16 protein-coding genes and 1 tRNA gene are annotated in these 20,044 nt (G+C 65.8%); 3 read left to right on the top strand and 14 right to left on the bottom strand.

The window, feature by feature from the left end; all coding sequences use genetic code 11:
- The 8 genes from EA796_RS21545 to rpsU form a co-directional block, all read right to left on the bottom strand.
- On the bottom strand, nt 1–395 hold a 395-nt coding region (locus tag EA796_RS21545), incomplete at its 3' end, for a winged helix-turn-helix domain-containing protein (RefSeq protein ID WP_305956004.1).
- Between the two features lie 27 nt (nt 396–422).
- A complete protein-coding gene (locus tag EA796_RS21550; protein WP_178082593.1) occupies nt 423–824 on the bottom strand; it encodes a lysozyme inhibitor LprI family protein in 402 nt (133 codons plus the stop codon).
- 31 nt (nt 825–855) lie between these two features.
- On the bottom strand, nt 856–1,626 hold the full coding sequence (locus tag EA796_RS21555; RefSeq protein WP_122110106.1) for a nuclease-related domain-containing protein: 771 nt from the start codon (nt 1,624–1,626) through the stop codon (nt 856–858).
- Between the two features lie 422 nt (nt 1,627–2,048).
- Nucleotides 2,049–2,125, bottom strand: a tRNA-Ile gene (locus EA796_RS21560).
- 16 nt (nt 2,126–2,141) lie between these two features.
- Entirely contained in the window at nt 2,142–5,876 is a 3,735-nt protein-coding gene (locus EA796_RS21565; RefSeq protein WP_122110107.1) for a bifunctional diguanylate cyclase/phosphodiesterase, read from the bottom strand.
- A gap of 275 nt (nt 5,877–6,151) precedes the next feature.
- Nucleotides 6,152–7,999 (bottom strand): RNA polymerase sigma factor RpoD, encoded by a 1,848-nt coding sequence (gene rpoD / locus EA796_RS21570; RefSeq protein WP_031303673.1) that lies wholly within the window; start codon nt 7,997–7,999, stop codon nt 6,152–6,154.
- A 67-nt stretch (nt 8,000–8,066) separates the two neighbouring features.
- A complete protein-coding gene (gene dnaG / locus EA796_RS21575) occupies nt 8,067–10,049 on the bottom strand; it encodes a DNA primase (RefSeq protein ID WP_122110108.1) in 1,983 nt (660 codons plus the stop codon).
- Between the two features lie 147 nt (nt 10,050–10,196).
- Nucleotides 10,197–10,412 carry a 30S ribosomal protein S21 gene (gene rpsU, locus EA796_RS21580; protein WP_003296736.1) on the bottom strand — a complete coding sequence of 72 codons (216 nt, stop codon included), beginning with the start codon at nt 10,410–10,412 and terminating at the stop codon, nt 10,197–10,199.
- A gap of 203 nt (nt 10,413–10,615) precedes the next feature.
- Here rpsU and tsaD point away from each other — a divergent pair, with 203 nt between their 5' ends.
- Entirely contained in the window at nt 10,616–11,641 is a 1,026-nt protein-coding gene (gene tsaD, locus EA796_RS21585) for a tRNA (adenosine(37)-N6)-threonylcarbamoyltransferase complex transferase subunit TsaD (RefSeq protein ID WP_122110109.1), read from the top strand.
- On the opposite strand, the gene plsY is transcribed toward tsaD, so the two are convergent.
- A complete protein-coding gene (plsY, locus tag EA796_RS21590) occupies nt 11,638–12,207 on the bottom strand; it encodes a glycerol-3-phosphate 1-O-acyltransferase PlsY (RefSeq protein ID WP_122110110.1) in 570 nt (189 codons plus the stop codon). The genes tsaD and plsY overlap by 4 nt on opposite strands.
- 75 nt (nt 12,208–12,282) lie before the next feature.
- Here plsY and folB point away from each other — a divergent pair, with 75 nt between their 5' ends.
- Both folB and folK read left to right on the top strand, forming a co-directional pair.
- Complete coding sequence (gene folB / locus EA796_RS21595) at nt 12,283–12,639, top strand: dihydroneopterin aldolase (RefSeq protein WP_021444791.1); 357 nt, start codon at nt 12,283–12,285, stop codon at nt 12,637–12,639.
- Entirely contained in the window at nt 12,630–13,163 is a 534-nt protein-coding gene (gene folK, locus EA796_RS21600; protein WP_122110111.1) for a 2-amino-4-hydroxy-6-hydroxymethyldihydropteridine diphosphokinase, read from the top strand. Before folB ends, folK begins: the two co-directional genes overlap by 10 nt.
- A gap of 52 nt (nt 13,164–13,215) precedes the next feature.
- Here the strand turns inward: folK and EA796_RS21605 are convergent, their stop codons facing one another.
- The 5 genes from EA796_RS21605 to EA796_RS21625 all read right to left on the bottom strand — a co-directional run bounded on the left by EA796_RS21605 (nt 13,216) and on the right by EA796_RS21625 (nt 19,963).
- Nucleotides 13,216–14,445, bottom strand: a complete 1,230-nt coding sequence (locus EA796_RS21605) for a multifunctional CCA addition/repair protein (RefSeq protein ID WP_122110112.1) — start codon at nt 14,443–14,445, stop codon at nt 13,216–13,218.
- Between the two features lie 97 nt (nt 14,446–14,542).
- Entirely contained in the window at nt 14,543–15,055 is a 513-nt protein-coding gene (locus tag EA796_RS21610; RefSeq protein WP_122110113.1) for a DUF4136 domain-containing protein, read from the bottom strand.
- A gap of 61 nt (nt 15,056–15,116) precedes the next feature.
- Nucleotides 15,117–16,682 carry a SpoVR family protein gene (locus tag EA796_RS21615; protein WP_021444787.1) on the bottom strand — a complete coding sequence of 522 codons (1,566 nt, stop codon included), beginning with the start codon at nt 16,680–16,682 and terminating at the stop codon, nt 15,117–15,119.
- A gap of 12 nt (nt 16,683–16,694) precedes the next feature.
- Complete coding sequence (locus EA796_RS21620) at nt 16,695–17,966, bottom strand: YeaH/YhbH family protein (protein WP_122110114.1); 1,272 nt, start codon at nt 17,964–17,966, stop codon at nt 16,695–16,697.
- Nucleotides 17,967–18,040: 74 nt separating this feature from the next.
- On the bottom strand, nt 18,041–19,963 hold the full coding sequence (locus EA796_RS21625) for a PrkA family serine protein kinase (protein WP_021444785.1): 1,923 nt from the start codon (nt 19,961–19,963) through the stop codon (nt 18,041–18,043).
- Between the last annotated feature and the right edge of the window lie 81 nt (nt 19,964–20,044).

Genomic DNA, 20,044 nt, shown 5'->3' on the forward strand with positions numbered 1-20,044 from the left:
TACCTGTCCACCAGTTCCGGGGCAGACCATGGTACAGCATCTGTCGGGGTCTTGAGTTTTACATTCATAAAACCGATGGCGAGCTGTTCGACCTTATCCGCAGTCAGAGGGGCGGGGTGCTGGACGGCATAGGTAATGCCTGCGTCAGTCAGCTTCCAGTAGCCACGTTTGGCGCTGCTGGACAGGCCGGCGCGCTTGAGGCGGTCATGGGCCCAGCCTGCGCGGTTCTTGTAGGTGGCTTGGCCGCTGGCAATCAGCTCTTGGCGCTGCGCTTCCGACAGGTTCAGCGCATCGGCAGCGGCTTCATGGGCGTCACGTGCTGACGCGCCTTCGGGGGTTGCGGCCAGGTAGCGCAGGATCGGCTCAATAAACTGGTCGTAGGTTGGAACGGACATCGTGGCTCCAGGTGCTGAGTGATGCAGCTATTGGTCTTGCTTGGCGAGCCAGGCGAGGTCATCGGCGCGCTTCTTGGTCATATCCAGAAAGCATGAGGCACTGTTGACGCTGTCGATGGTGCCGCCAGTCAAACTGCCAAGCAGGGCGCAATCGGCATCGCGGAATTTGATCCATAGCCGCTGCGCGTCGCGCAGTTGTGTTTGCTGGGTGGGTGTTAGCGCCTGCATGGCGGCTTTGTAATTCTGGTTCAGGCGGGCGTCTTGCTGTTCCGTCTCGCTGCCCATGCAATCGAGCATATTCATCGTCACGCCGCCGGACTCGTCCATGCAGGCGGTATAGGTCGTGCTGTAGCCATCGTCTGCTGCGTGTATGCCAACGCTGAGCGTGGTAACGGCAATGGCCAGCAGCCAGGTTTTGCTTGATTGCATGATGAGCGTCCTGCGTATCGATGGATGAGTATTAAAGGCTCTGCATGGTTCGGCACTTGGGAAACGCCGAACACCCCCAAAACTGCTGCCCCGCCTTCGCCCCCGATTTCACGGTGCGTATCAGCAGCGCGCTGCCGCACTTCGGGCATTGCCGTTCGGCCGTCGGATCGCTGCGGCGCTTGAGGTTTTGTACATGCTCGCGATGGGTGGCGAGGGTCGGCGAGCGGCGGCCGCTTTGCAGGGCCTGCAGCATGGCGTCGACTTCGGCCGCGCTGAATACCGGCTGCTGGAATGACTGGATATAGCGGATAAAGCCGATGCCCTGGGTGACGTTGGCCGGCATCTCGGTCTTGAAGGTGCTGCCGCCGACGAAGGTGATGACCGAGTGCAGGTGCTCGGGGCTGACGCCCAGGGTGGCTTCCAGGGCCTTGAGGTGCTTGTAGTTCTGCCGTAGCGGGTTCTGGAATTTGAAGGTGCGTTTGTAGAGCTTCTGCGTCCACTGTGGCTGCTTCTCGCTGCCGAAGATCCAGCCGCTCATGTTCTTCGTTTCCAGCACGAAGATGCCGTAGGGCGAGAGGAAGACGTGGTCGATCTGCGTGGTGCCGTCCGGGGTGTTCAGGGTGACGTTGTGCAGGCGGCGGTAGGTCTGCTGGTCCAGCTGCCAGTGGGCGAACAGCCGCACCAGCAGCTCGCCGATCTGGCCCTTGGCCCAGGGCGACTTGAGCAGGCCGATCAGCAGGGCTGCCGGGATGAACCAGCTCAGCATGCCCCAGACCTGGGCGACTATCGGGCTGTAATCCATTTTTCTTCCTTGAGCAAAGCCGCTTGAGGGTCGGGCGAGCAGGCGTGCCGAAATCCAGGCGCCTGGCACTGCCCTGGATAATGGCTAATTGCTTTGTATGGCTCAAGGGGGCGCGACCATTGTCCTATGGCCGGCGAGTGCGATGCGGCGGGTCGTCAGGGCTCAGGTGGCACGCTGTATCCGTGGCGGTGTGAGGGAGCCTGTCGCCGGCGGTCATCCCCGTGTGAGCCGATTAGGAATGCTGTTCGGCTCACCTGGTGAGCCGAATCATGCGCTGCATTCGCTCACGTTTCGGTTCTGTAGGCTGGCGCAGCAAGGCGCTGCAAGCAGGCCCGCGTAGCGTGAATGCGTCGTACCGCGGTGACTCGTGGCCGCCTGGTGGGCCAGAAACACGAAAGCCGCGCAATGCGCGGCTTTGAAGGTGGTGGGCCCAGCAGGACTTGAACCTGCGACCAATCGATTATGAGTCGAGTGCTCTAACCAACTGAGCTATAGGCCCCCAGAAGGCCGGCGGATTATACCGGCGCGCTCTCGCCAGTGCCAACCGCGTGACCGGGCGAGAGAAACTTGCGGGCGAAGGCGTCGGCGGGCAGGGGGCGGCTGACCACGTAGCCCTGGATCTGCAGGCAACCCTCGGCGGCCAGGCAGAGCTCCTGGGCCTTGGTTTCCACCCCTTCGGCGATCACCGTCAGCTGCATGCTGTGGCCCAGGGCGATGATGGCGCGGGTGATCGCCAGGTCGTGTGGGTCGTCCGGCAGGCCGCGGACGAAGGACTGGTCGATCTTCAGCACGTCCAGCGGCAGGCGCTTGAGGTAGCTGAGCGAGGAGTAGCCGGTGCCGAAGTCGTCGATGGCCAGTTGCACGCCAAGCTGCTTGAGCTGGTGGAGGATGCCCAGTGCTTCCTCGGCCTGGTTCATGATGAAGTTTTCGGTGATCTCCAGCTGCAGCCGCTGCGGCGCCAGGCCGTGCTGTTGCAGCAGTTCGTCGATGCGTGCGAGCAGGTTGGCCTGGTGCAGTTGGGCGCCGGCCAGGTTGACCGACAGCGGGCCGAAGCTGCCGTGTTCCTCCTGCCAGTGCTGCAGCTGGCGGCAGGCCTGCTGCAGCACCCAGTCGCCCAGCGGCAGGATCAGTCCGCTTTCCTCGGCCACCGGGATGAAGCGATCCGGCGGGATGTCGCCGAACACCGGGTGCGGCCAGCGCACCAGGGCCTCGGCGCCGACCAGGCGCTGGCTGCGCAGGCAGAGTTTTGGCTGGTAATGGAGGCACAGCTCGTCGCGCTCCAGGGCGCGGCGCAGTTCCTGTTCCATGGCCATGCGCTCGTTGACCTGGAAGGTCAGCGAGCGGGTGTAGCGTTCGCTGCGATTGCGCCCCTTGGCCTTGGATTGGTACATGGCGGCGTCGGCGTTCTTCACCAGGGTGGCGACGTCGGCGCCGTCCTTGGGGTAGAGGCTGATGCCGATGCTGGCACTGATGAAGAACTCGTGGTTGTCGATCTGGAAGGGTGCGGCGAAGCACTCCAGCAGCTTCTGCGCGACCTGTTCGGCGTCCTGCGGCTGGTGCAGGCCGGGCAGCAGGATGATGAATTCGTCGCCGCCGAGGCGGGCCACGGTGTCGATGTCGCGCAGCTGCAGCTTGAGGCGCTCGGCGATGGCCTTGAGCAGCAGGTCGCCGACCGGGTGGCCGAGGCTGTCGTTGATCTGCTTGAAGCGGTCGAGGTCGAGGAACAGCACGGCGCCCAGCTGGTCGTCGGCGCGCGAGCCCTCCAGCGCGCTGCGCAGGCGGTTCTCGAACAGCAGGCGGTTGGGCAGGCCGGTCAGCGGGTCGTGGTGGGCCTGGTGGTCGAGGCGGGCCTGGGCGTGCTTGAGGCTGGAGATGTCGGCGAACACCCCGACGAAGTGGGTGACCCGGTCCTCGGCGTTGCGCACCGCGCTGATGGTCAGCCATTCGGGGTAGAGCTCGCCGTTCTTGCGCCGGTTCCAGATCTCGCCCTGCCAGTGGCCGTTGGCCGCCAGGCTGTGCCACATGGCGGCGTAGAAGGCGCTGTCATGCTGGCCGGAGGCGAGCAGGCTGGGGCGCTGGCCGAGCGCCTCGGCCTCGGCGTAGCCGGTGATCTGGGTGAAGGCGCGGTTGACCGCGGTGATGCGCTGCTCCAGGTCGGTGATCATCACCCCTTCGGCGGTGCTCTCGAACACGGTGGCGGCCTGCTGCAGTTCCTCCTGCATCTGCTGGCGCTCGGTGATGTCGCGGGCGATGGTCAGCAGGCAGTCTTCGCCGCCGATCGGCAAGGGCTGCGCCGACAGCTCGCACAGGCGCAGCTGGCCGTCCTTGGTGCGCACCGGGGCGATCATCTCGCGCACCCGGCCGCGCAGGCGGATGGCGTCGACCAGGCGCTGGCGATCCCGCGGGTCGGCCCAGATGCCCAGGCTCAGGGTGCTCTGCTCGGCGATCTCGTCGAGGCGGTAGCCGGTGATGCGGCTGAAGCCCTCGTTGGCTTCGACCAGCAGGCCGTCGCGCAGGCGGGTGATCAGCAGGCCGTCGGGCGAGGCGTGGAAGGCCTTGGCGAACTTCTCCTCGGAAATCTGCAGCTGCTCCTGGGTGGCCTTGAGCTGGCTGATGTCGCGCACCACCACCACCAGCGCGGGGGTGTCGGCGAGCTGGAAGGCCTCGGCCGAGATCAGCCCGGTGAACAGGCTGCCGTCGGCGCGGCGGAAGGGCAGCTCGAGGTTGCGCAGGGTCTCGTTCTGCAGGCGCAGCAGCAGGTTCGGGCCGATGCCGGGCACGCCCCAGATGTCCAGTTCGGTGGCGGTCTTGCCGATCGCCCGTTCGACGCTGACGCCGGTCTGCTCGGTGAACGCGGCGTTGACCTCGAGCAGCACGCCGTCGGCGCGGCGGGCGATGACCAGGATGTCCGGGCACTGCTGAAACACCGAGGCGAACTTCTGTTCCGACAGGCGCAGCGCCTGCTCGGTCTGCTTGGTCTCGCTGATGTCGATCATCAGGCCGCGCACCACCTGGCGTTCGCCGCGCTGCAGCAGGGTGATGATGTCGCGCACCCACACGCTGCGGCCGTCGGCGGCCTGCAGACGGTATTCGAGAACATGATCCTGGCCGGCGCTGCAGTGCTCCAGGCACTGGCGCAGGGTGCGCTGGTGGTCGTCCGGGTGCAGGTGCTGCTGCCAGAAGCCCGGCTGCAGCCAGTCGCCTTGCGGGTAGCCGAGCAGCTTCTCGGCATGCGGCGAGACGTAGGTGAAGCGCAGGTCGCCCGGCTCGGCCTCCCAGGCGATGGCCGAGAGGCTTTCCACCAGGTCGCGGAAGTGCTGCTCGCGGCTGCGCAGCTCCTGTTCCAGCTCGGCGCGGCGCTGCATCTCGCTGTGCAGGCGGCGGTTGATGCGCAGGATGATCGCGATCACCGCCAGCAGGCCGAGCAGCGCCGGCAGGCCGTAGAGCAGCACCTCGCGCCAGATGCTGCGGCGATCCAGCACGCCGCCGACCCAGGGCGCCTGGAGCACGGCGATCTCGCTGGGGCTGAGTTCGGCGAACAGCTTGTCGAGGATGCCGATCAGCACCGGCTGGTCGCGCGGGGTGGCCATGGCCAGCTGGTAGCGGTAGGGCGTTTCGCCGCTGATGAACAGGCCGTCGAGCTTGAGCTGGCGCAGGCTCCAGACGCTGGAGGCGAGGTCGCCGACCAGGGCGTCGGCCTGGCCGGTGGCCAGCGCCTGCAGGGCCGCGGCGACGCTGGGCAGCGGCTGCAGGTTGAGGTCGGGGTGGCGCTGGCGCAGCAGCTCGTGCGGCGCGTAGTTGGCCACCACGGCGACCTTCAGGCCGTAGAGGTCGTCCATGTGCCTGGGTTGTGGGCCGCCGTTGCGGGCCAGGATGACGATGGGGAAATCCAGGTAGGGGCGGGTGAAGGCCAGGTAGGTCTGGCGTTCCGGGGTCGACATGATGCCGGGCAGCAGGTCGATTTCGCCGGCGCGGGCCTGCGCCAGCACTTCGCTCCAGCTGCTCGGCTCGACCGGCTGCAGGCGTACGCCCAGGCGGCTTTCGATCAGCCGCACGTAGTCGGCGGCCAGACCCTGGTACTGACCCTGATCATCGCGGAATTCGAAGGGCGGCCAGGAGGCATCGACGCCCAGGCGCAGCTCGTGATGGGCCGCCAGCCAGCGGCGTTCCTCCTCGCTGAGGGTCAGAGCCGAGGCCGGGGTCGTCCAGTACGCCAGGCACAACAACAGAATGGCCGGCAAGCGTGGCATAACAGCCTCGTTTCGGAACCAGTACCTGTCGCAGTGTAGACCGGCTGCCGCATAGATGGCAGTTTGCCTGCGCACTAAAGCAGAGGCGATGTCTGCATCAATGCTCGGGAATGGGGGCAAAGGCCCGTAGGCTGGGCGTTAGCCCGGCAATGGCGGCTGGCGTGGGTCACGGCGGATCGCCGCCTAAGACCCCCGAGCCTTGCTTGGAGCCCTGGCAACAGCTGACTGGGACAGCGCTAAAGCAAAACCCCCGGCCTGGGCCGGGGGTTCTGTTGTCACTCGTCGAGGAAGGAGCGTAGATGCTCGCTGCGCGTCGGGTGGCGCAGCTTGCGCAGCGCCTTGGCTTCGATCTGCCGGATACGCTCGCGGGTGACATCGAACTGCTTGCCCACTTCCTCGAGGGTGTGGTCGGTGTTCATGTCGATCCCGAAGCGCATGCGCAGGACCTTGGCTTCACGGGCAGTGAGGCCGGCCAGCACTTCGCGAGTGGCTTCCTTGAGGCTTTCGACCGTGGCTACGTCGATCGGGGACTGCATGGTGCTGTCCTCGATGAAGTCGCCCAGGTGCGAGTCTTCGTCGTCGCCGATCGGGGTTTCCATGGAGATCGGCTCTTTGGCGATCTTCAACACCTTGCGGATCTTGTCCTCGGGCATCTCCATGCGCTCGCCCAGCTCTTCCGGAGTGGGCTCGCGACCCATTTCCTGGAGCATCTGCCGGGAGATGCGGTTGAGCTTGTTGATCGTCTCGATCATGTGCACCGGGATACGGATGGTGCGCGCCTGGTCGGCGATCGAGCGGGTGATCGCCTGGCGAATCCACCAGGTGGCGTAGGTCGAGAACTTGTAGCCGCGACGGTATTCGAACTTGTCCACCGCCTTCATCAGGCCGATGTTGCCTTCCTGGATCAGGTCGAGGAACTGCAGGCCGCGGTTGGTGTACTTCTTGGCGATGGAAATCACCAGACGCAGGTTGGCCTCGACCATTTCCTTCTTGGCGCGGCGAGCCTTGGCTTCGCCGATGGACATGCGCCGGTTGATGTCCTTGATCTCGGCCAGGCTCAGGCTGCACTCGGCTTCCAGGTCGGCCAGCTTCTGCTGGCAGCGCTGGATGTCGGCCTGCAGGTTGCCCAGGGCTTCGGCGTACTTGGCCTTGCCCTTGGCCAGGTCGGTGGCCCAGGCCATGTCGATTTCGTTGCCCGGGAACAGGCGCAGGAAGTCGGCACGCGGCATGCGCGCATCGCGGACGCACAGCTGCATGATGGCGCGTTCTTGGGCACGCAGGCGGTCGAGGGCGTCGCGCACCTGGCTGACCAGGGCGTCGTACTGCTTGGGCACCAGCTTGATCGGCATGAACAGCTCGGCCAGCGCGGCCAGCTCTTCGGTGGCCTGCTTGCTGCCACGGCCATGCTTCTTCAGCGCCTTCTGCACCTTGTCCAGCTGCTCGGCCACGGCATTGAAGCGGCGCGCCGCCTCTTCCGGGTCCGGACCGCCGTCGCCTTCTTCTTCCTCGTCGTCGCTGCTCTCTTCTTCCTCGTCGTCGTCGCTGTCTGCGGCGGCGGCGCCTTCCTTGACGGGGACGGGGGCGGCGGCTTCGTCGGGTACGCTGCCGTCATCCGGGTCGATATAGCCACTGAGGATTTCGGCCAGACGGCCGCCCTCGGTGGTGACGCGGGTGTACTCGGCGAGGATGCCGTCGACGGTGCCGGGGAAGTGGGCGATGGCGCTCATCACCTCGCGGATGCCTTCCTCGATGCGTTTGGCGATTTCGATCTCGCCTTCGCGGGTCAGCAGTTCCACGGTACCCATTTCGCGCATGTACATGCGCACCGGGTCGGTGGTGCGGCCGATATCGGTCTCAACGGCGGCGAGGGCGGCAGCGGCTTCTTCGGCCGCGGCTTCGTCGGTGTCGGCTTCGGCCAACAACAGGGCGTCCGCATCCGGAGCACTCTCGAATACGTTGATCCCCATGTCGTTGATCATGCGGATGATGTCTTCCACCTGTTCCGGATCGGAAATATCTTCCGGCAGGTGGTCATTGACCTCCGCGTACGTCAGGTAGCCCTGCTCGCGACCGCGGCTGATCAATTCTTTCAAACGAGATTGCTGTTGCGCTTTTACGGACATAACACCCTATCCACTGAAGGTCTTGGCGGGCTGAAAACAAGCCGCGGATTATACCTGATTAAGACCCTTACGCGCCAGTTGGGGAGGGGGAGACTGGTGATGCGTTACGGCTTAGCAGGGCGCGCAGCTGATCTTTTTCCTCTGCGCTCAACTCACTTAGACGGGCCTTGCGCAGCAGTTGTTCAAGGCTGCGCTCGCGTTGGCGGGCTGCAAGAGTAGTTATAGTGTCGAAAAACTGTTGTTCAAGGTTGTCCGCTGAAATCAGCCATTCCTTTTCCGCCAGGGCCCGCAGTAGACGGCCCTGTTCGGTGCCGTGCCAGCGTGCGATCAACTGCAGCGAACGCAGCCCGGGATTTTTCTGCAGGGCGCCGACCAGGGCCACCAGCAACTGGGCGTAGGTGTCGTCTTCGTCGGCGAAGTGGCTGACGTCCTCGACCTTCTGCGCCAGCTGCGGATGGTGCAGCAGGGTGCGCAGGGCGCTGAGGTGCGGCGATTCGACGCTGACCGCGGTGCGCGGCGCGCGCGGGGCGAAGTCGCCCTGGCCCTTCTTGCTCCACTTGCCGCCGTCCTTCTTCCAGCCACCCTTGCCCTTGCCGGTGCTGCGTTCGTAGCTCGGCGCGGACGCCGGCTGCTCGTAGCCGCCCAGATCCGGCGCGGCGTCGTAAAAGGCACTGTCGGGGATGTCGGCGTAGTCCGGGTAGTCGCCGCCGGGCGCCGGGCTGGCGTGGCTCGGCTGGCTGCGCGGGGCGCTGGCGACCTGGCTGAGGGCTTCGCCGGAGAGGCCGGTGATCTCGCTCAGGCGCTGGCGCATCAGAGCGCGCAGGTTGTTGCCGGGAATCTTGTCGATCAGCGGTGCGGCCAGGGTGACCAAGTGCGCCTTGCCTTCCAGCGAGCGCGGGTCGGCCTCTTCGGACAGCTGCTGGAAGAAGTAGTCGGCCAGCGGCTGCGCGTGCTGGTTGATCCGGGCGCGGAAGGCGTCGGTACCCTCGGCGCGCACCAGGGTGTCCGGGTCTTCGCCTTCGGGCAGGAACAGAAAGCGCGCGCGGCGGCCGTCCTGCAGGCTCGGCAGGGTCGACTCCAGGGCGCGCCAGGCGGCGTTACGCCCGGCGGCGTCGCCGTCGAAGCAGAACAGCACGCTGGGCACGATGCGGAACAGGCGCTTGAGGTGCTCTTCGCTGGTGGCGGTACCCAGGGTGGCCACGGCATTGCGCAGGCCCTGCTGGGCCAGGGCGATGACGTCCATATAGCCCTCGACCACCATGATCTCGTCGAGGTCGCGGTTGTGCCTGCGCGCCTCGAACAGGCCATAGAGCTCCTGGCCCTTGTGGAACACCGGGGTTTCCGGCGAGTTGAGGTACTTGGGCTTGTCGTCGCCCAGCACCCGGCCGCCGAAGGCGATCACCCGGCCGCGGCTGTCGCGGATGGGGAACATGATGCGGTCGCGGAAGCGGTCGTAGCGCCGACCGTTCTCGGCGTTCTCGATCAGCAGGCCGGCGTCGATCATCGCCTTCTGCTGCAGGACGTCGCCGCCCAGTTGCTTGAGCAGGTTGTCCCAGCCGGGCGGGGCGAAGCCGAGGCCGAAGTCACGGGCGATCTCGCCGGTCAGGCCGCGACCCTTGAGGTAGTCCACCGCGTACTTGCGCTGCGGGTGGCTCTTCAGCGCCTGGCGGTAGTGCTCGGCGGCGGCCTCCAGCAGCGGGTAGAGCGGCGAGTCCACCGGCTGGCGCGGCGTGCGCCCGCGACCGCCTTCCTCGCGCGGCACGTCCATGCCGGCGCGCTTGGCCAGTTCCTCGATCGCCTGGGGAAACTCCAGCTGATCGTGGTCCATGACGAAGCCGAGGGCGTTGCCGCCGGCGCCGCAGCCGAAGCAGTAGTAGAACTGCTTGTCCGGGCTGACGGTGAAGGAGGGGGTCTTTTCCTTGTGGAAGGGGCAGCAGGCGCTGTAGTTCTTGCCGGTCTTCTTCAGCTGGATGCGCGAACTCACCACATCGACGATGTCGGTGCGGTTGAGCAGGTCATCGATGAAGGATTGCGGAATCAGGCCGGCCATAGGGTGCTCAGCATACTGTCGTGGCGCGGGGCTGGACAGTCTCGGGCAGAAAGCAGAAAACTCCGCTCATTCGCCGAACGGCGAGGCGGAGTTTCCTGAAATGCAATACCCGGCCTAGGCCGGGCATTCGGGCGTTGCGCGTACTGATTAGTACAGGCGGACGCTGCGACGCTGCTCGCGCTGCACTTTCTTGGCGTGACGCTTAACAGCGGCAGCAGCCTTGCGCTTACGCTCGGAGGTCGGCTTTTCGTAGAATTCGCGGCTGCGAACTTCGGCCAGTACACCGGCCTTTTCGCAGGAGCGCTTGAAACGACGCAGGGCTACGTCGAAGGGTTCGTTCTCTTTAACTTTGACGGCTGGCATCCAGGTCGTACCTTCATTAATTACCGGGGTGAACGCGTTCCCGGCAAATTGGCTCGGGTTGCGTCGGTTTTTAAGGGTTGCGGATGTTACCGCCTCGCCGTGCGGAATGCAAAGGCCTTAGGTCGAAAAGCAGTAGCCGCTCCGCCGAGCGGCGCTTATCATGCGCGCCTTTGTTCCCCGCGGCAAATCAAGGCTCAAGCTCCATGCTCGTACTGGGATTGGAAACCTCCTGCGATGAAACCGGCGTCGCGCTCTATGACAGCGAGCGCGGCCTGCTGGCCGACGCGCTGTTCAGTCAGATCGACCTGCACCGCATCTATGGCGGCGTGGTGCCGGAACTGGCCTCGCGCGACCACGTCAAGCGCATGCTGCCGCTGATCCGCCAGGTGCTGGACGAGGCCGGGCGCGAGCCGGCCGATATCGATGCGCTGGCCTACACCGCCGGCCCCGGCCTGGTCGGCGCGCTGCTGGTGGGCGCCTCCTGTGCCCAGGCCCTGGCCTTTGCCTGGAGTGTGCCGGCCGTCGGCGTGCACCATATGGAAGGTCACCTGCTGGCGCCGATGCTCGAAGAGCAGCCGCCGGCCTTTCCCTTCGTCGCCCTGCTGGTGTCCGGTGGCCATACCCAGCTGGTGCGGGTCGATGGCATCGGCCAGTACCAGCTGCTCGGCGAGTCGCTGGACGACGCCGCCGGTGAGGCCTTCGACAAGACCGCCAAGCTGATGGGCCTGAATTATCCCGGCGGCCCGGAGATCGCCCGGCTGGCCGAGCAGGGCACGCCGGGGCGTTTCGTCTTCCCGCGGCCGATGACCGACCGCCCTGGCCTGGATTTCAGTTTCAGCGGGCTGAAGACCTTCGCCCTCAACACCTGGCAGCAGTGCCGCGACGGCGATGACGACCTCGACCAAGCCCGCCGCGACATCGCCCTGGCCTTCCAGCAGGCGGTGGTCGAGACTCTCACCATCAAGTGCAAGCGCGCGCTCAAGCAGACCGGGCTGAACAGCCTGGTGATCGCCGGCGGGGTGAGTGCCAACAAGGCCCTGCGCGAGCATCTGGAACGCATGCTGGGCGAGCTGAAGGGCAAGGTGTTCTACGCCCGGCCGCGTTTCTGCACCGACAACGGCGCGATGATCGCCTACGCCGGCTGCCAGCGGCTGCTGGCCGGGCAGCACGAGGATCTGGCGATCAAGGTGCAGGCGCGTTGGCCGATGGAGTCGTTGCCGGCGCTTTAAAAGCGGCGCTCGCGGCCGGCGAACAGATCGCGCAGGTTGCCGCGGTGGCGCCAGACGATCAGCCCGGTCAGTACGCAGACCGGCAGCAGCGCCGCCGGTTGCTGCCAGGCCAGCAGCGGCAGGGTCAGCGGCGTGGCGATCAGCGCGGCCAGCGAGCTGGTGCGGGTCAGCACGAACACCAGCAGCCAGGCGCCGATGGCCAGCAGCGCGGCCGGCGGGTAGAGGCCCAGCAGCATGCCGGCGGCGGTGGCCACGCCCTTGCCGCCGCGGAAGCGGAAGTACAGCGGGTAGAGATGGCCGAGCACCGCGGCCAGGCCGATCCAGGCCTGTTGCTGCAGGTCGAGGCCGAACAGTTTGGCGATCAGGATCGGCAGCAGGCCCTTGAGCAGGTCGCCGAGCAGGGTCAGTCCGGCGAGTTTCTTGCCGGCCACGCGCAACATGTTGGTGGCGCCGGGGTTGCCCGAGCCGCTGGCGCGTGGGTCCGGGCCGCCGGCCAGGCGGCTGAGCAGGATGGCGAAGGACAGCGAGCCGAGCAGGTAGGCGAGGATCGCCAGAAGCCAGAACATGGTGGCCATTCCAGGGCATGGGGTGGCCCGATTCTAACGAGGTGCGGCGCCCTTGTCGTGGCGCGGAGAGTGCGGGTGGACAGAGTATTTATCGAGGGCCTGGAGGTCGATACGGTGATCGGCGCCTACGACTGGGAGCGCGAGATTCGCCAGTGCCTGCGTCTCGACCTGCAGATGGGCTGGGACAACCGTCCGGCCGCGGCCGGTGACGACCTCGCCCAGGCGCTCGACTACGCCAGCGTCGCCGCGCGGGTGCAGGCCTTCGCCGAGGCGTCGCAGTTCATCCTGGTGGAAACCTTCGCTGAGCGCCTGGTGCAGACCCTGATGGAGGAGTTCCACATCCCCTGGATGCGCCTCAAGCTGACCAAGCCCGGCGCAGTACCGGCCGCGCGTGGCGGCGTGGGCGTGGAGATCGAGCGCGGATGCCTCTGACTCGGGTCTACCTCGGCCTCGGCAGCAATATCGAGCGCGAGGCTCACCTTGGCGCCGGGCTCGATGCGCTGGCCGACCTGCTCGGCGACATGCGCTGCTCGCCGGTATTCGAGAGCCATGCGGTGGGCATCAAGAGCGGCAACTTCTTCAATCTGGTGGTGACCGGGCAGACCGAGCTGCCGCTGCTGGAGCTGGACCGCCGGCTCAAGTTCATCGAGGCCGACAATGGCCGCTACGCGCCGGAGCGCAGGGGCCTGCCGCTGGACATCGACGTGCTGCTGTACGGCGAACAGGTCGGCAACTTCAACGGGCTGGTGCTGCCGCGCGCGGAAATCCTCAAGAACGCCTTCGTGCTCTGGCCGCTGGCACTGCTGGCGCCGCAGCTGCAGCACCCGGTGGATGGACGTTCGTTCGCCGAGTTGTGGGCGTCGGCGCAAATCGATCAGCAACTGTGGCCGGCTGCTTTCCAGTGGCGCGGCGTCGAGCTGACGCCCGCAGCGCTGTTGCGGACGCGCTCTTCGTAGCCCGGCTGCAATCCGGGACTCGCCCCCGGAACCGCCCCGGATTGCATCCGGGCTACTGCGCCTGCTGATCCTGGTAGGCCTTGAGCGCCCGCAGGCGTTCGCGAGCGAGCGCCTCGCCCAGCTCCGCGCCCTTCAAGCCCTTTTCCAGCAGCGGTTTGACCGCCACCTGGCGCGCCGTCTCGGCGGCGCCGAGCAGGTAGGCGGCCTGCGGGTATTCGCGTTGCTCCAGCCCCAGGCGGCCACGGGCGTCCATCTCGCAGGCGGCGACGAACTCGGCGAAACGCTGCGGGCGGCGGAATACGTCGAAGCGTTGCAGCAGTTCCAGCAGGGTCGAGGGCTTCAGTTCCAGCGCGCGATGGCCGTGGGTGTGGAATTCGCCGACCAGCAGCGCCAGCTCGGCGCAGTCGCGCGGCGCCTTGCAGCGTTGGTTGATGGCCTGGATCAGGCGCAGGCCCTTGGGCTCGTGGGCGATATGCCGCGGCCACTCCGTCTCGGGTGTCAGCCCCTTGCCGACGTCGTGCAGCAGGCAGGCCCAGCGCACCGTCAGCGGCTGCTCGTGTTCGGCGCACTGGCGCAGCACGCTCAGCACATGCACGCCGGTGTCGATCTCCGGGTGATGAGCGGCCGGCTGCGGCACGCCGAACAGCGCGTCGACCTCCGGCAGCAGGGCGGCCAGGGCGCCGCAGTCGCGCAGCACCTGGACGAACACGTCCGGGCGCGGCTCCAGCAGTGCACGGGAGATTTCCTTCCAGCTGCGCTCCGCGGTGAGGTGGGCCAGTTCGCCGGACTCGGCCAGTTGGCACATCAGCGCCAGGGTTTCCGTCGCCACGCTGAAGCCCAGCGGCGCATAGCGGGCAGCGAAGCGGGCGACGCGCAGCACCCGCAGCGGGTCTTCGGCGAAGGCCGGGGAAACGTGGCGCAGCACGCGCGCCTGCAGGTCGCGCTGGCCGCCATAGGGGTCGATCAGCCTGCCCTGGTCGTCTTCGGCCATGGCGTTGACGGTCAGGTCGCGGCGGATCAGGTCTTGCTCCAGGGTGACCTCGGGGCTGGCGTGGAAGACGAAGCCGCCGTAGCCGCGCCCGCTCTTGCGCTCGGTGCGGGCCAGGGCATATTCCTCGCCGCTGTCTGGATGCAGGAATACCGGGAAGTCGGCGCCCACCGGCCGATAGCCCAGCTCGAGCATCTGTTCGGCGCTGGCGCCCACCACCACCCAGTCGATTTCCTCGACGGGGCGGCCGAGCAGGCGGTCGCGCACGGCGCCGCCGACTTTGTAGATCTGCATCGTTGTTCCTCCGCTGAGTGCGGAGGATAGCGGCTGGCCGGCCGCGCGGGGTAGCCCGGATGCACTCCGGGGATTACGCGGCCGGATTGCCTCCGGGCTACGGCGTGGCCTGGGGAATCTGCTCGATCAGCGCCTGGGCGGCACGTTCCAGCAGTTCGGCGCTGTCGCGTGCCGGGCTCAGGCCGGTGCTGATCAGCCCTTCCCACAGCACGCGCTGGTCCAGGTCGGTGAGGCGCAGGCGCAGCGTGCCGGTTTCGTCGCGCAGGCGATGGATCGCCTGGTAGGGGCCAAGGGCGTTGGGCGGCGGCACGTCGACCCTGAAGGTCAGCGGGCCGTCCTGCACCGCCAGCCAGTAGTACAGGCGCAGTTGCGGCTGCTGGCTTTCATGGTAGCCGCGGGACGACAGGCCATGGCGCAGCAGCTGCGGCAGCTGGCGGTAGCGCTCGGGGAAGGGCGGCTCGCCGGCCAGGCTGTGCTGCGGGTCGATCAGCTCGAAGCTGTGGCGCCCGGCCAGCGCGGCGTCGGCGGGGCTGAGGATCTGCGCCTGGGGGATATGGCTGGCGCAGGTGGCCAGCCCCAGGCACAGCAGGAAAACCAGAAATACACGCATGCACGGCGTCTCGCGGAGTCTGCCGCCGATGCTGAGTGCGCGGCGCATGCCCGGCAACCGATCAAATGGGTGGAATGATCAGGTCGAGGCGCGGGTAGTCGCCGTCGCCCTCCGCCTCGCCGCGCGGCGGCACGTGCTGGGTGGTGATCAGCTGGTCGCCCTGGCACACCTCCAGGTGGATGTCGAAACCCCACAGGCGGTGCAGGTGCTTGAGCACTTCCTCGGTGGAGTCGCCCAGCGGCTTGCGGTCGTGTTGCTGGTGGCGCAGGGTCAGCGAGCGGTCGCCGCGGCGGTCGATGCTCCAGATCTGCACGTTGGGCTCGCGGTTGCCCAGGTTGTACTGCGCCGCGAGCAGCTCGCGGATGGTGCGGTAGCCGGGCTCGTCGTGGATCGCCGGCACCAGCAGTTCGTCCTTCTGGTCGTCGTCGAGGATGCCGAACAGCTTGAAGTCGCGGATCACCTTGGGCGAGAGGAACTGCAGGATGAAGCTTTCGTCCTTGAAGCTGGCCATGGCGAACTTGAGGGTGGTCAGCCAGTCGCTGCCGGCGATGTCGGGGAACCAGTGCTTGTCCTCCTCGGTGGGCTCCTCGCAGATGCGGCGGATGTCGCGGTACATGGCGAAACCCAGGGCGTAGGGGTTGATGCCGCTGTAGTAGGGGCTGTCGAACGGCGGCTGGTAGACCACGCTGGTGTGCGACTGGAGGAATTCCATCATGAAACCGTCGGTGACCAGGCCCTCGTCGTACAGGTCGTTCATCAGGGTGTAGTGCCAGAAGGTGGCCCAGCCCTCGTTCATCACCTGGGTCTGGCGCTGCGGATAGAAGTACTGGGCGATCTTGCGCACGATGCGGATCACCTCGCGCTGCCAGGGCTCTAGCAGCGGCGCGTGCTTTTCCAGGAAGTACAGGATGTTTTCCTGCGGCTCGGCGGGAAAGCGCTTGTTGTCCTGGTCGCTGTGCTTGCCGGCGCTCTTGGGGATGGTGCGCCAGAGGTCGTTGATCTGCTTCTGCAGGTGCTCCTCGCGGTCCTTCTGGCGCTTGCGCTCCTCCTCGGCGGAAATCGGGTAGGGCCGTTTGTAGCGGTCGACGCCGTAGTTCATCAGGGCGTGGCAGGAGTCGAGCAGCTCCTCCACCGCGTCGATGCCGTGGCGCTCCTCGCACTGCATGATGTACTGCTTGGCGAACACCAGGTAGTCGATGATCGAACTGGCATCGGTCCAGGTGCGGAACAGGTAGTTGCCCTTGAAGAAGCTGTTGTGGCCGTAGCAGGCGTGGGCGATCACCAGGGCCTGCATGCAGATGGTGTTCTCCTCCATCAGGTAGGCGATGCAGGGGTCGGAGTTGATCACGATCTCGTAGGCCAGGCCCATCTGCCCGCGCTTGTAGCCCTTCTCGGTGGCCAGGAAGTGCTTGCCGTAGGACCAGTGGTGGTAGCCCAGCGGCATGCCCACCGAGGCATAGGCGTCCATCATCTGCTCGGCTGTGATCACCTCGATCTGGTTGGGGTAGGTGTCCAGCGCGTAGCGCTCGGCGATGCGCGCGATTTCCTTGTCGTACTGACGGATCAGCTCGAAGGTCCATTCCGAGCCGGTGGAGATGGGCTTGCGTTCCTTCCTGCTGGCACTCATGTCACGCCTCCTTCAGGTCGCGAGCCGGCGCTGGAACAGCTCGCGGAACACCGGGTAGATGTCCGCCGCCGACACCAGTTGCTGCTGGGCGAAGGTGTCGGCGAATGCCTCGGCCACCTGCTCGTACTCGAACCACAGCGCCTGGTGTTCGCGCGGGGTGATCTCGACGTAGGTGAAGTACTGCACGAACGGCATGATCTGGTTGATCAATATATCCCGGCACACCGGCGAGTCGTCGTTCCAGTTGTCGCCGTCCGAGGCCTGGGCGGCGTAGATGTTCCACTCGTTGATCGGGTAGCGCGCGGCCATGGTCTCCTGCATCAGCTTGAGCGCACTGGAGACGATGGTGCCGCCGGTCTCGCGGGAGTAGAAGAACTCCTCCTCGTCCACCTCCTTGGCGCTGGTGTGGTGGCGGATAAACACCACCTCGATCTTGTCGTAGTTCCGCTTGAGGAACAGGTAGAGGAGGATGAAGAAGCGCTTGGCGATGTCCTTGGTGGCCTGGGTCATGGAGCCGGAGACGTCCATCAGGCAGAACATCACCGCCTTGGAGCTGGGGTTGGGCTGCTTGACCAGCAGATTGTACTTGAGGTCGAAGGTGTCGAGGAAGGGCACGCGGTGGATGCGTGCGCTCAAGCGTTCGATTTCCGCCTCTATTGCCTGGATATCGCCGAAGTTATCCGGCTCTTCCCGGCGCAGGCGCTCCAGTTCGGCCTTGGCCTCGCGCAGCTTGGCGCGGCTGGAGCCGGACAGGGCGATGCGTCGCGCATGGGCCGAGCGCAGGGTGCGGACGATATTGATGCGTGAGGGGTTGCCCTCGTTGCTGATGCCGGCGCGCACGGTCTTGAAGGTGTCGCTGCCGGTCAGGTGGCGTTTGACCAGGTTGGGCAGTTCCAGGTCCTCGAACATGAAGTCGAGGAATTCCTCCTGGGTGATCTGGAACACGAACTCGTCCATGCCCTCGCCGGAGTTGCTCGCCTTGCCGCTGCCACGCCCGCCGCCACCGCCCTGCGGGCGGGGGATGCGTTCGCCGGCGGTGAACTCTTTGTTACCCGGGTGAACGATGGTCTGCTTGCCGCCGCGGCCGTGGTGCAGCACCGGCTCGTCGATGTCGCGGCCGGGAATGCTGATCTGCTCGCCGTGCTCCATGTCGGTGATGGAACGCCGGCTGACGGCCTCCTCGACCGCCTTCTTGATGTGCTCGCGGTAACGCCGCAGGAAACGCTGGCGGTTTACCGTGCTCTTGTTCTTGCCGTTCAGGCGCCGGTCGATCACGTAGCTCATGACGTCTCCCTAGCACGCCCGTGGCCACGGGCGTGCGGCGGATAGCCCGGCGCGCGGCGCGCGCCGGGTGCGGATCACTGCGACTTGCGTACCCGCAGATACCATTCCGACAGCAGGCGCACCTGCTTCTCGGTGTAGCCGCGCTCGACCATGCGTTTGACGAAGTCGTTGTGCTTCTGCTGTTCCTCCTTGCTGCCCTTGGCGTTGAAGCTGATGACCGGGAGCAGGTCCTCGGTGTTGGAGAACATCTTCTTCTCGATGACCACGCGCAGCTTCTCGTAGCTGAGCCAGGTGGGGTTCTTGCCGTTGTTGTTGGCGCGGGCGCGCAGCACGAAGTTGACGATCTCGTTGCGGAAGTCCTTCGGGTTGCTGATGCCGGCCGGCTTCTCGATCTTCTCCAGCTCCTCGTTGAGCGCCACGCGGTTGAGGATCTCGCCGGTTTCCGGGTCGCGGTATTCCTGGTCCTGGATCCAGAAGTCGGCGTACAGCACGTAGCGGTCGAAGATGTTCTGTCCGTACTCGCTGTAGGACTCGAGGTAGGCGGTCTGGATCTCCTTGCCGATGAACTCGATATAGCGCGGCGCCAGGTATTCCTTGATATAGCGCAGGTAGCGCTCGCGCACTTCGGCGGGGAACTGCTCCTGCTCGATCTGCTGCTCCAGCACGTAGAGCAGGTGCACCGGGTTGGCGGCGATCTCGTGCGGGTCGAAGTTGAACACCTTGGACAGGATCTTGAAGGCGAAACGGGTCGACAGGCCGGTCATGCCCTCGTCGACGCCGGCGCTGTCGCGGTATTCCTGGATCGACTTGGCCTTGGGATCGGTGTCCTTGAGGTTCTCGCCGTCGTAGACGCGCATCTTCGAGTAGATGTTGGAGTTCTCCGGCTCCTTCAGGCGGCTCAGCACGCTGAACTGGGCGAGCATCTTCAGGGTGTCCGGGGCGCAGTGGGCCTTGGCCAGCGAGCTGTTGATCAGCAGCTTGTCGTAGATCTTGACCTCGTCGGTGACGCGCAGGCAGTAGGGCACCTTGACGATGTAGATGCGGTCGATGAAGGCCTCGTTGTTCTTGTTGTTGCGGAAGCTGTGCCACTCGGATTCGTTGGAGTGGGCCAGCAGGATGCCGCTGTAGGGAATCGCGCCGAGGCCTTCGGTGCTGTTGTAGTTGCCTTCCTGGGTGGCGGTCAGCAGCGGGTGCAAGACCTTGATCGGCGCCTTGAACATCTCGACGAATTCCATCAGGCCCTGGTTGGCCCGGCACAGCGCGCCCGAGTAGCTGTAGGCGTCGGCGTCGTTCTGCGGGAATTCCTCCAGCTTGCGAATATCCACCTTGCCGACCAGCGCGGAGATGTCCTGGTTGTTTTCGTCGCCCGGCTCGGTCTTGGCCACGGCGATCTGGTTGAGGATCGAGGGGTAGAGCTTGACCACGCGGAACTGGCTGATGTCGCCGCCGAATTCCTGCAGGCGCTTGGTGGCCCAGGGCGACATGATCGAATTGAGATAGCGGCGCGGGATGCCGTAGTCCTCCTCGAGGATGGCGCCATCCTCGGCGGCGTTGAACAGCCCCAGCGGCGACTCGAACACCGGCGAGTCCTTGATGGCATAGAAGGGCACCTTCTCCATCAGTTGCTTGAGCTTCTCGGCCAGCGACGACTTGCCGCCGCCCACCGGACCGAGCAGGTAGAGGATCTGTTTCTTCTCTTCCAGGCCCTGCGCGGCATGGCGGAAGTAGGAGACGATCTGGTCGATGCACTCTTCCATGCCGTGGAAGTCGGCGAAGGCCGGGTAACGGCGGATCACCTTGTTGGAGAAGATGCGCGACAGACGCGAGTTGGTCGAGGTGTCGAGCAGCTCCGGCTCGCCGATGGCCATCAGCAGGCGCTCGGCCGCAGTGGCGTAGGCGCTGCGATCCTGTTTGCACAGTTCGAGGTACTCCTGCAGCGAGTACTCCTCCTGGCGGGTCGCTTCGAAACGTTGTTGGAAGTGGCTGAAAATACTCATGACTTCACCTCGCTCGATGCTGAAAGCCGGTTCGGGTTCGGTCGTGCGGGTGCTTGGTAGCCCCGGCCTGGGACTTGGCCG

Source organism: Pseudomonas sp. AOB-7 (genome assembly GCF_003696305.1).
Taxonomy (GTDB): domain Bacteria; phylum Pseudomonadota; class Gammaproteobacteria; order Pseudomonadales; family Pseudomonadaceae; genus Aquipseudomonas.

Bases quoted from the DNA above. Each gene is read 5' to 3' on its own strand.
- rpoD (WP_031303673.1), bottom strand. From the start codon at position 7,999: ATGTCCGTAAAAGCGCAACAGCAATCTCGTTTGAAAGAATTGATCAGC.
- EA796_RS21550 (WP_178082593.1), bottom strand. From the start codon at position 824: ATGCAATCAAGCAAAACCTGGCTGCTGGCCATTGCCGTTACCACGCTC.
- rpsU (WP_003296736.1), bottom strand. From the start codon at position 10,412: ATGCCAGCCGTCAAAGTTAAAGAGAACGAACCCTTCGACGTAGCCCTG.
- EA796_RS21565 (WP_122110107.1), bottom strand. From the start codon at position 5,876: ATGCCACGCTTGCCGGCCATTCTGTTGTTGTGCCTGGCGTACTGGACG.
- EA796_RS21615 (WP_021444787.1), bottom strand. From the start codon at position 16,682: ATGAGTGCCAGCAGGAAGGAACGCAAGCCCATCTCCACCGGCTCGGAA.
- EA796_RS21620 (WP_122110114.1), bottom strand. From the start codon at position 17,966: ATGAGCTACGTGATCGACCGGCGCCTGAACGGCAAGAACAAGAGCACG.
- EA796_RS21610 (WP_122110113.1), bottom strand. From the start codon at position 15,055: ATGCGTGTATTTCTGGTTTTCCTGCTGTGCCTGGGGCTGGCCACCTGC.
- EA796_RS21555 (WP_122110106.1), bottom strand. From the start codon at position 1,626: ATGGATTACAGCCCGATAGTCGCCCAGGTCTGGGGCATGCTGAGCTGG.
- plsY (WP_122110110.1), bottom strand. From the start codon at position 12,207: ATGTTCTGGCTTCTGGCGATCCTCGCCTACCTGCTCGGCTCGCTGTCC.
- folK (WP_122110111.1), top strand. From the start codon at position 12,630: ATGCCTCTGACTCGGGTCTACCTCGGCCTCGGCAGCAATATCGAGCGC.
- EA796_RS21625 (WP_021444785.1), bottom strand. From the start codon at position 19,963: ATGAGTATTTTCAGCCACTTCCAACAACGTTTCGAAGCGACCCGCCAG.
- dnaG (WP_122110108.1), bottom strand. From the start codon at position 10,049: ATGGCCGGCCTGATTCCGCAATCCTTCATCGATGACCTGCTCAACCGC.
- EA796_RS21605 (WP_122110112.1), bottom strand. From the start codon at position 14,445: ATGCAGATCTACAAAGTCGGCGGCGCCGTGCGCGACCGCCTGCTCGGC.
- tsaD (WP_122110109.1), top strand. From the start codon at position 10,616: ATGCTCGTACTGGGATTGGAAACCTCCTGCGATGAAACCGGCGTCGCG.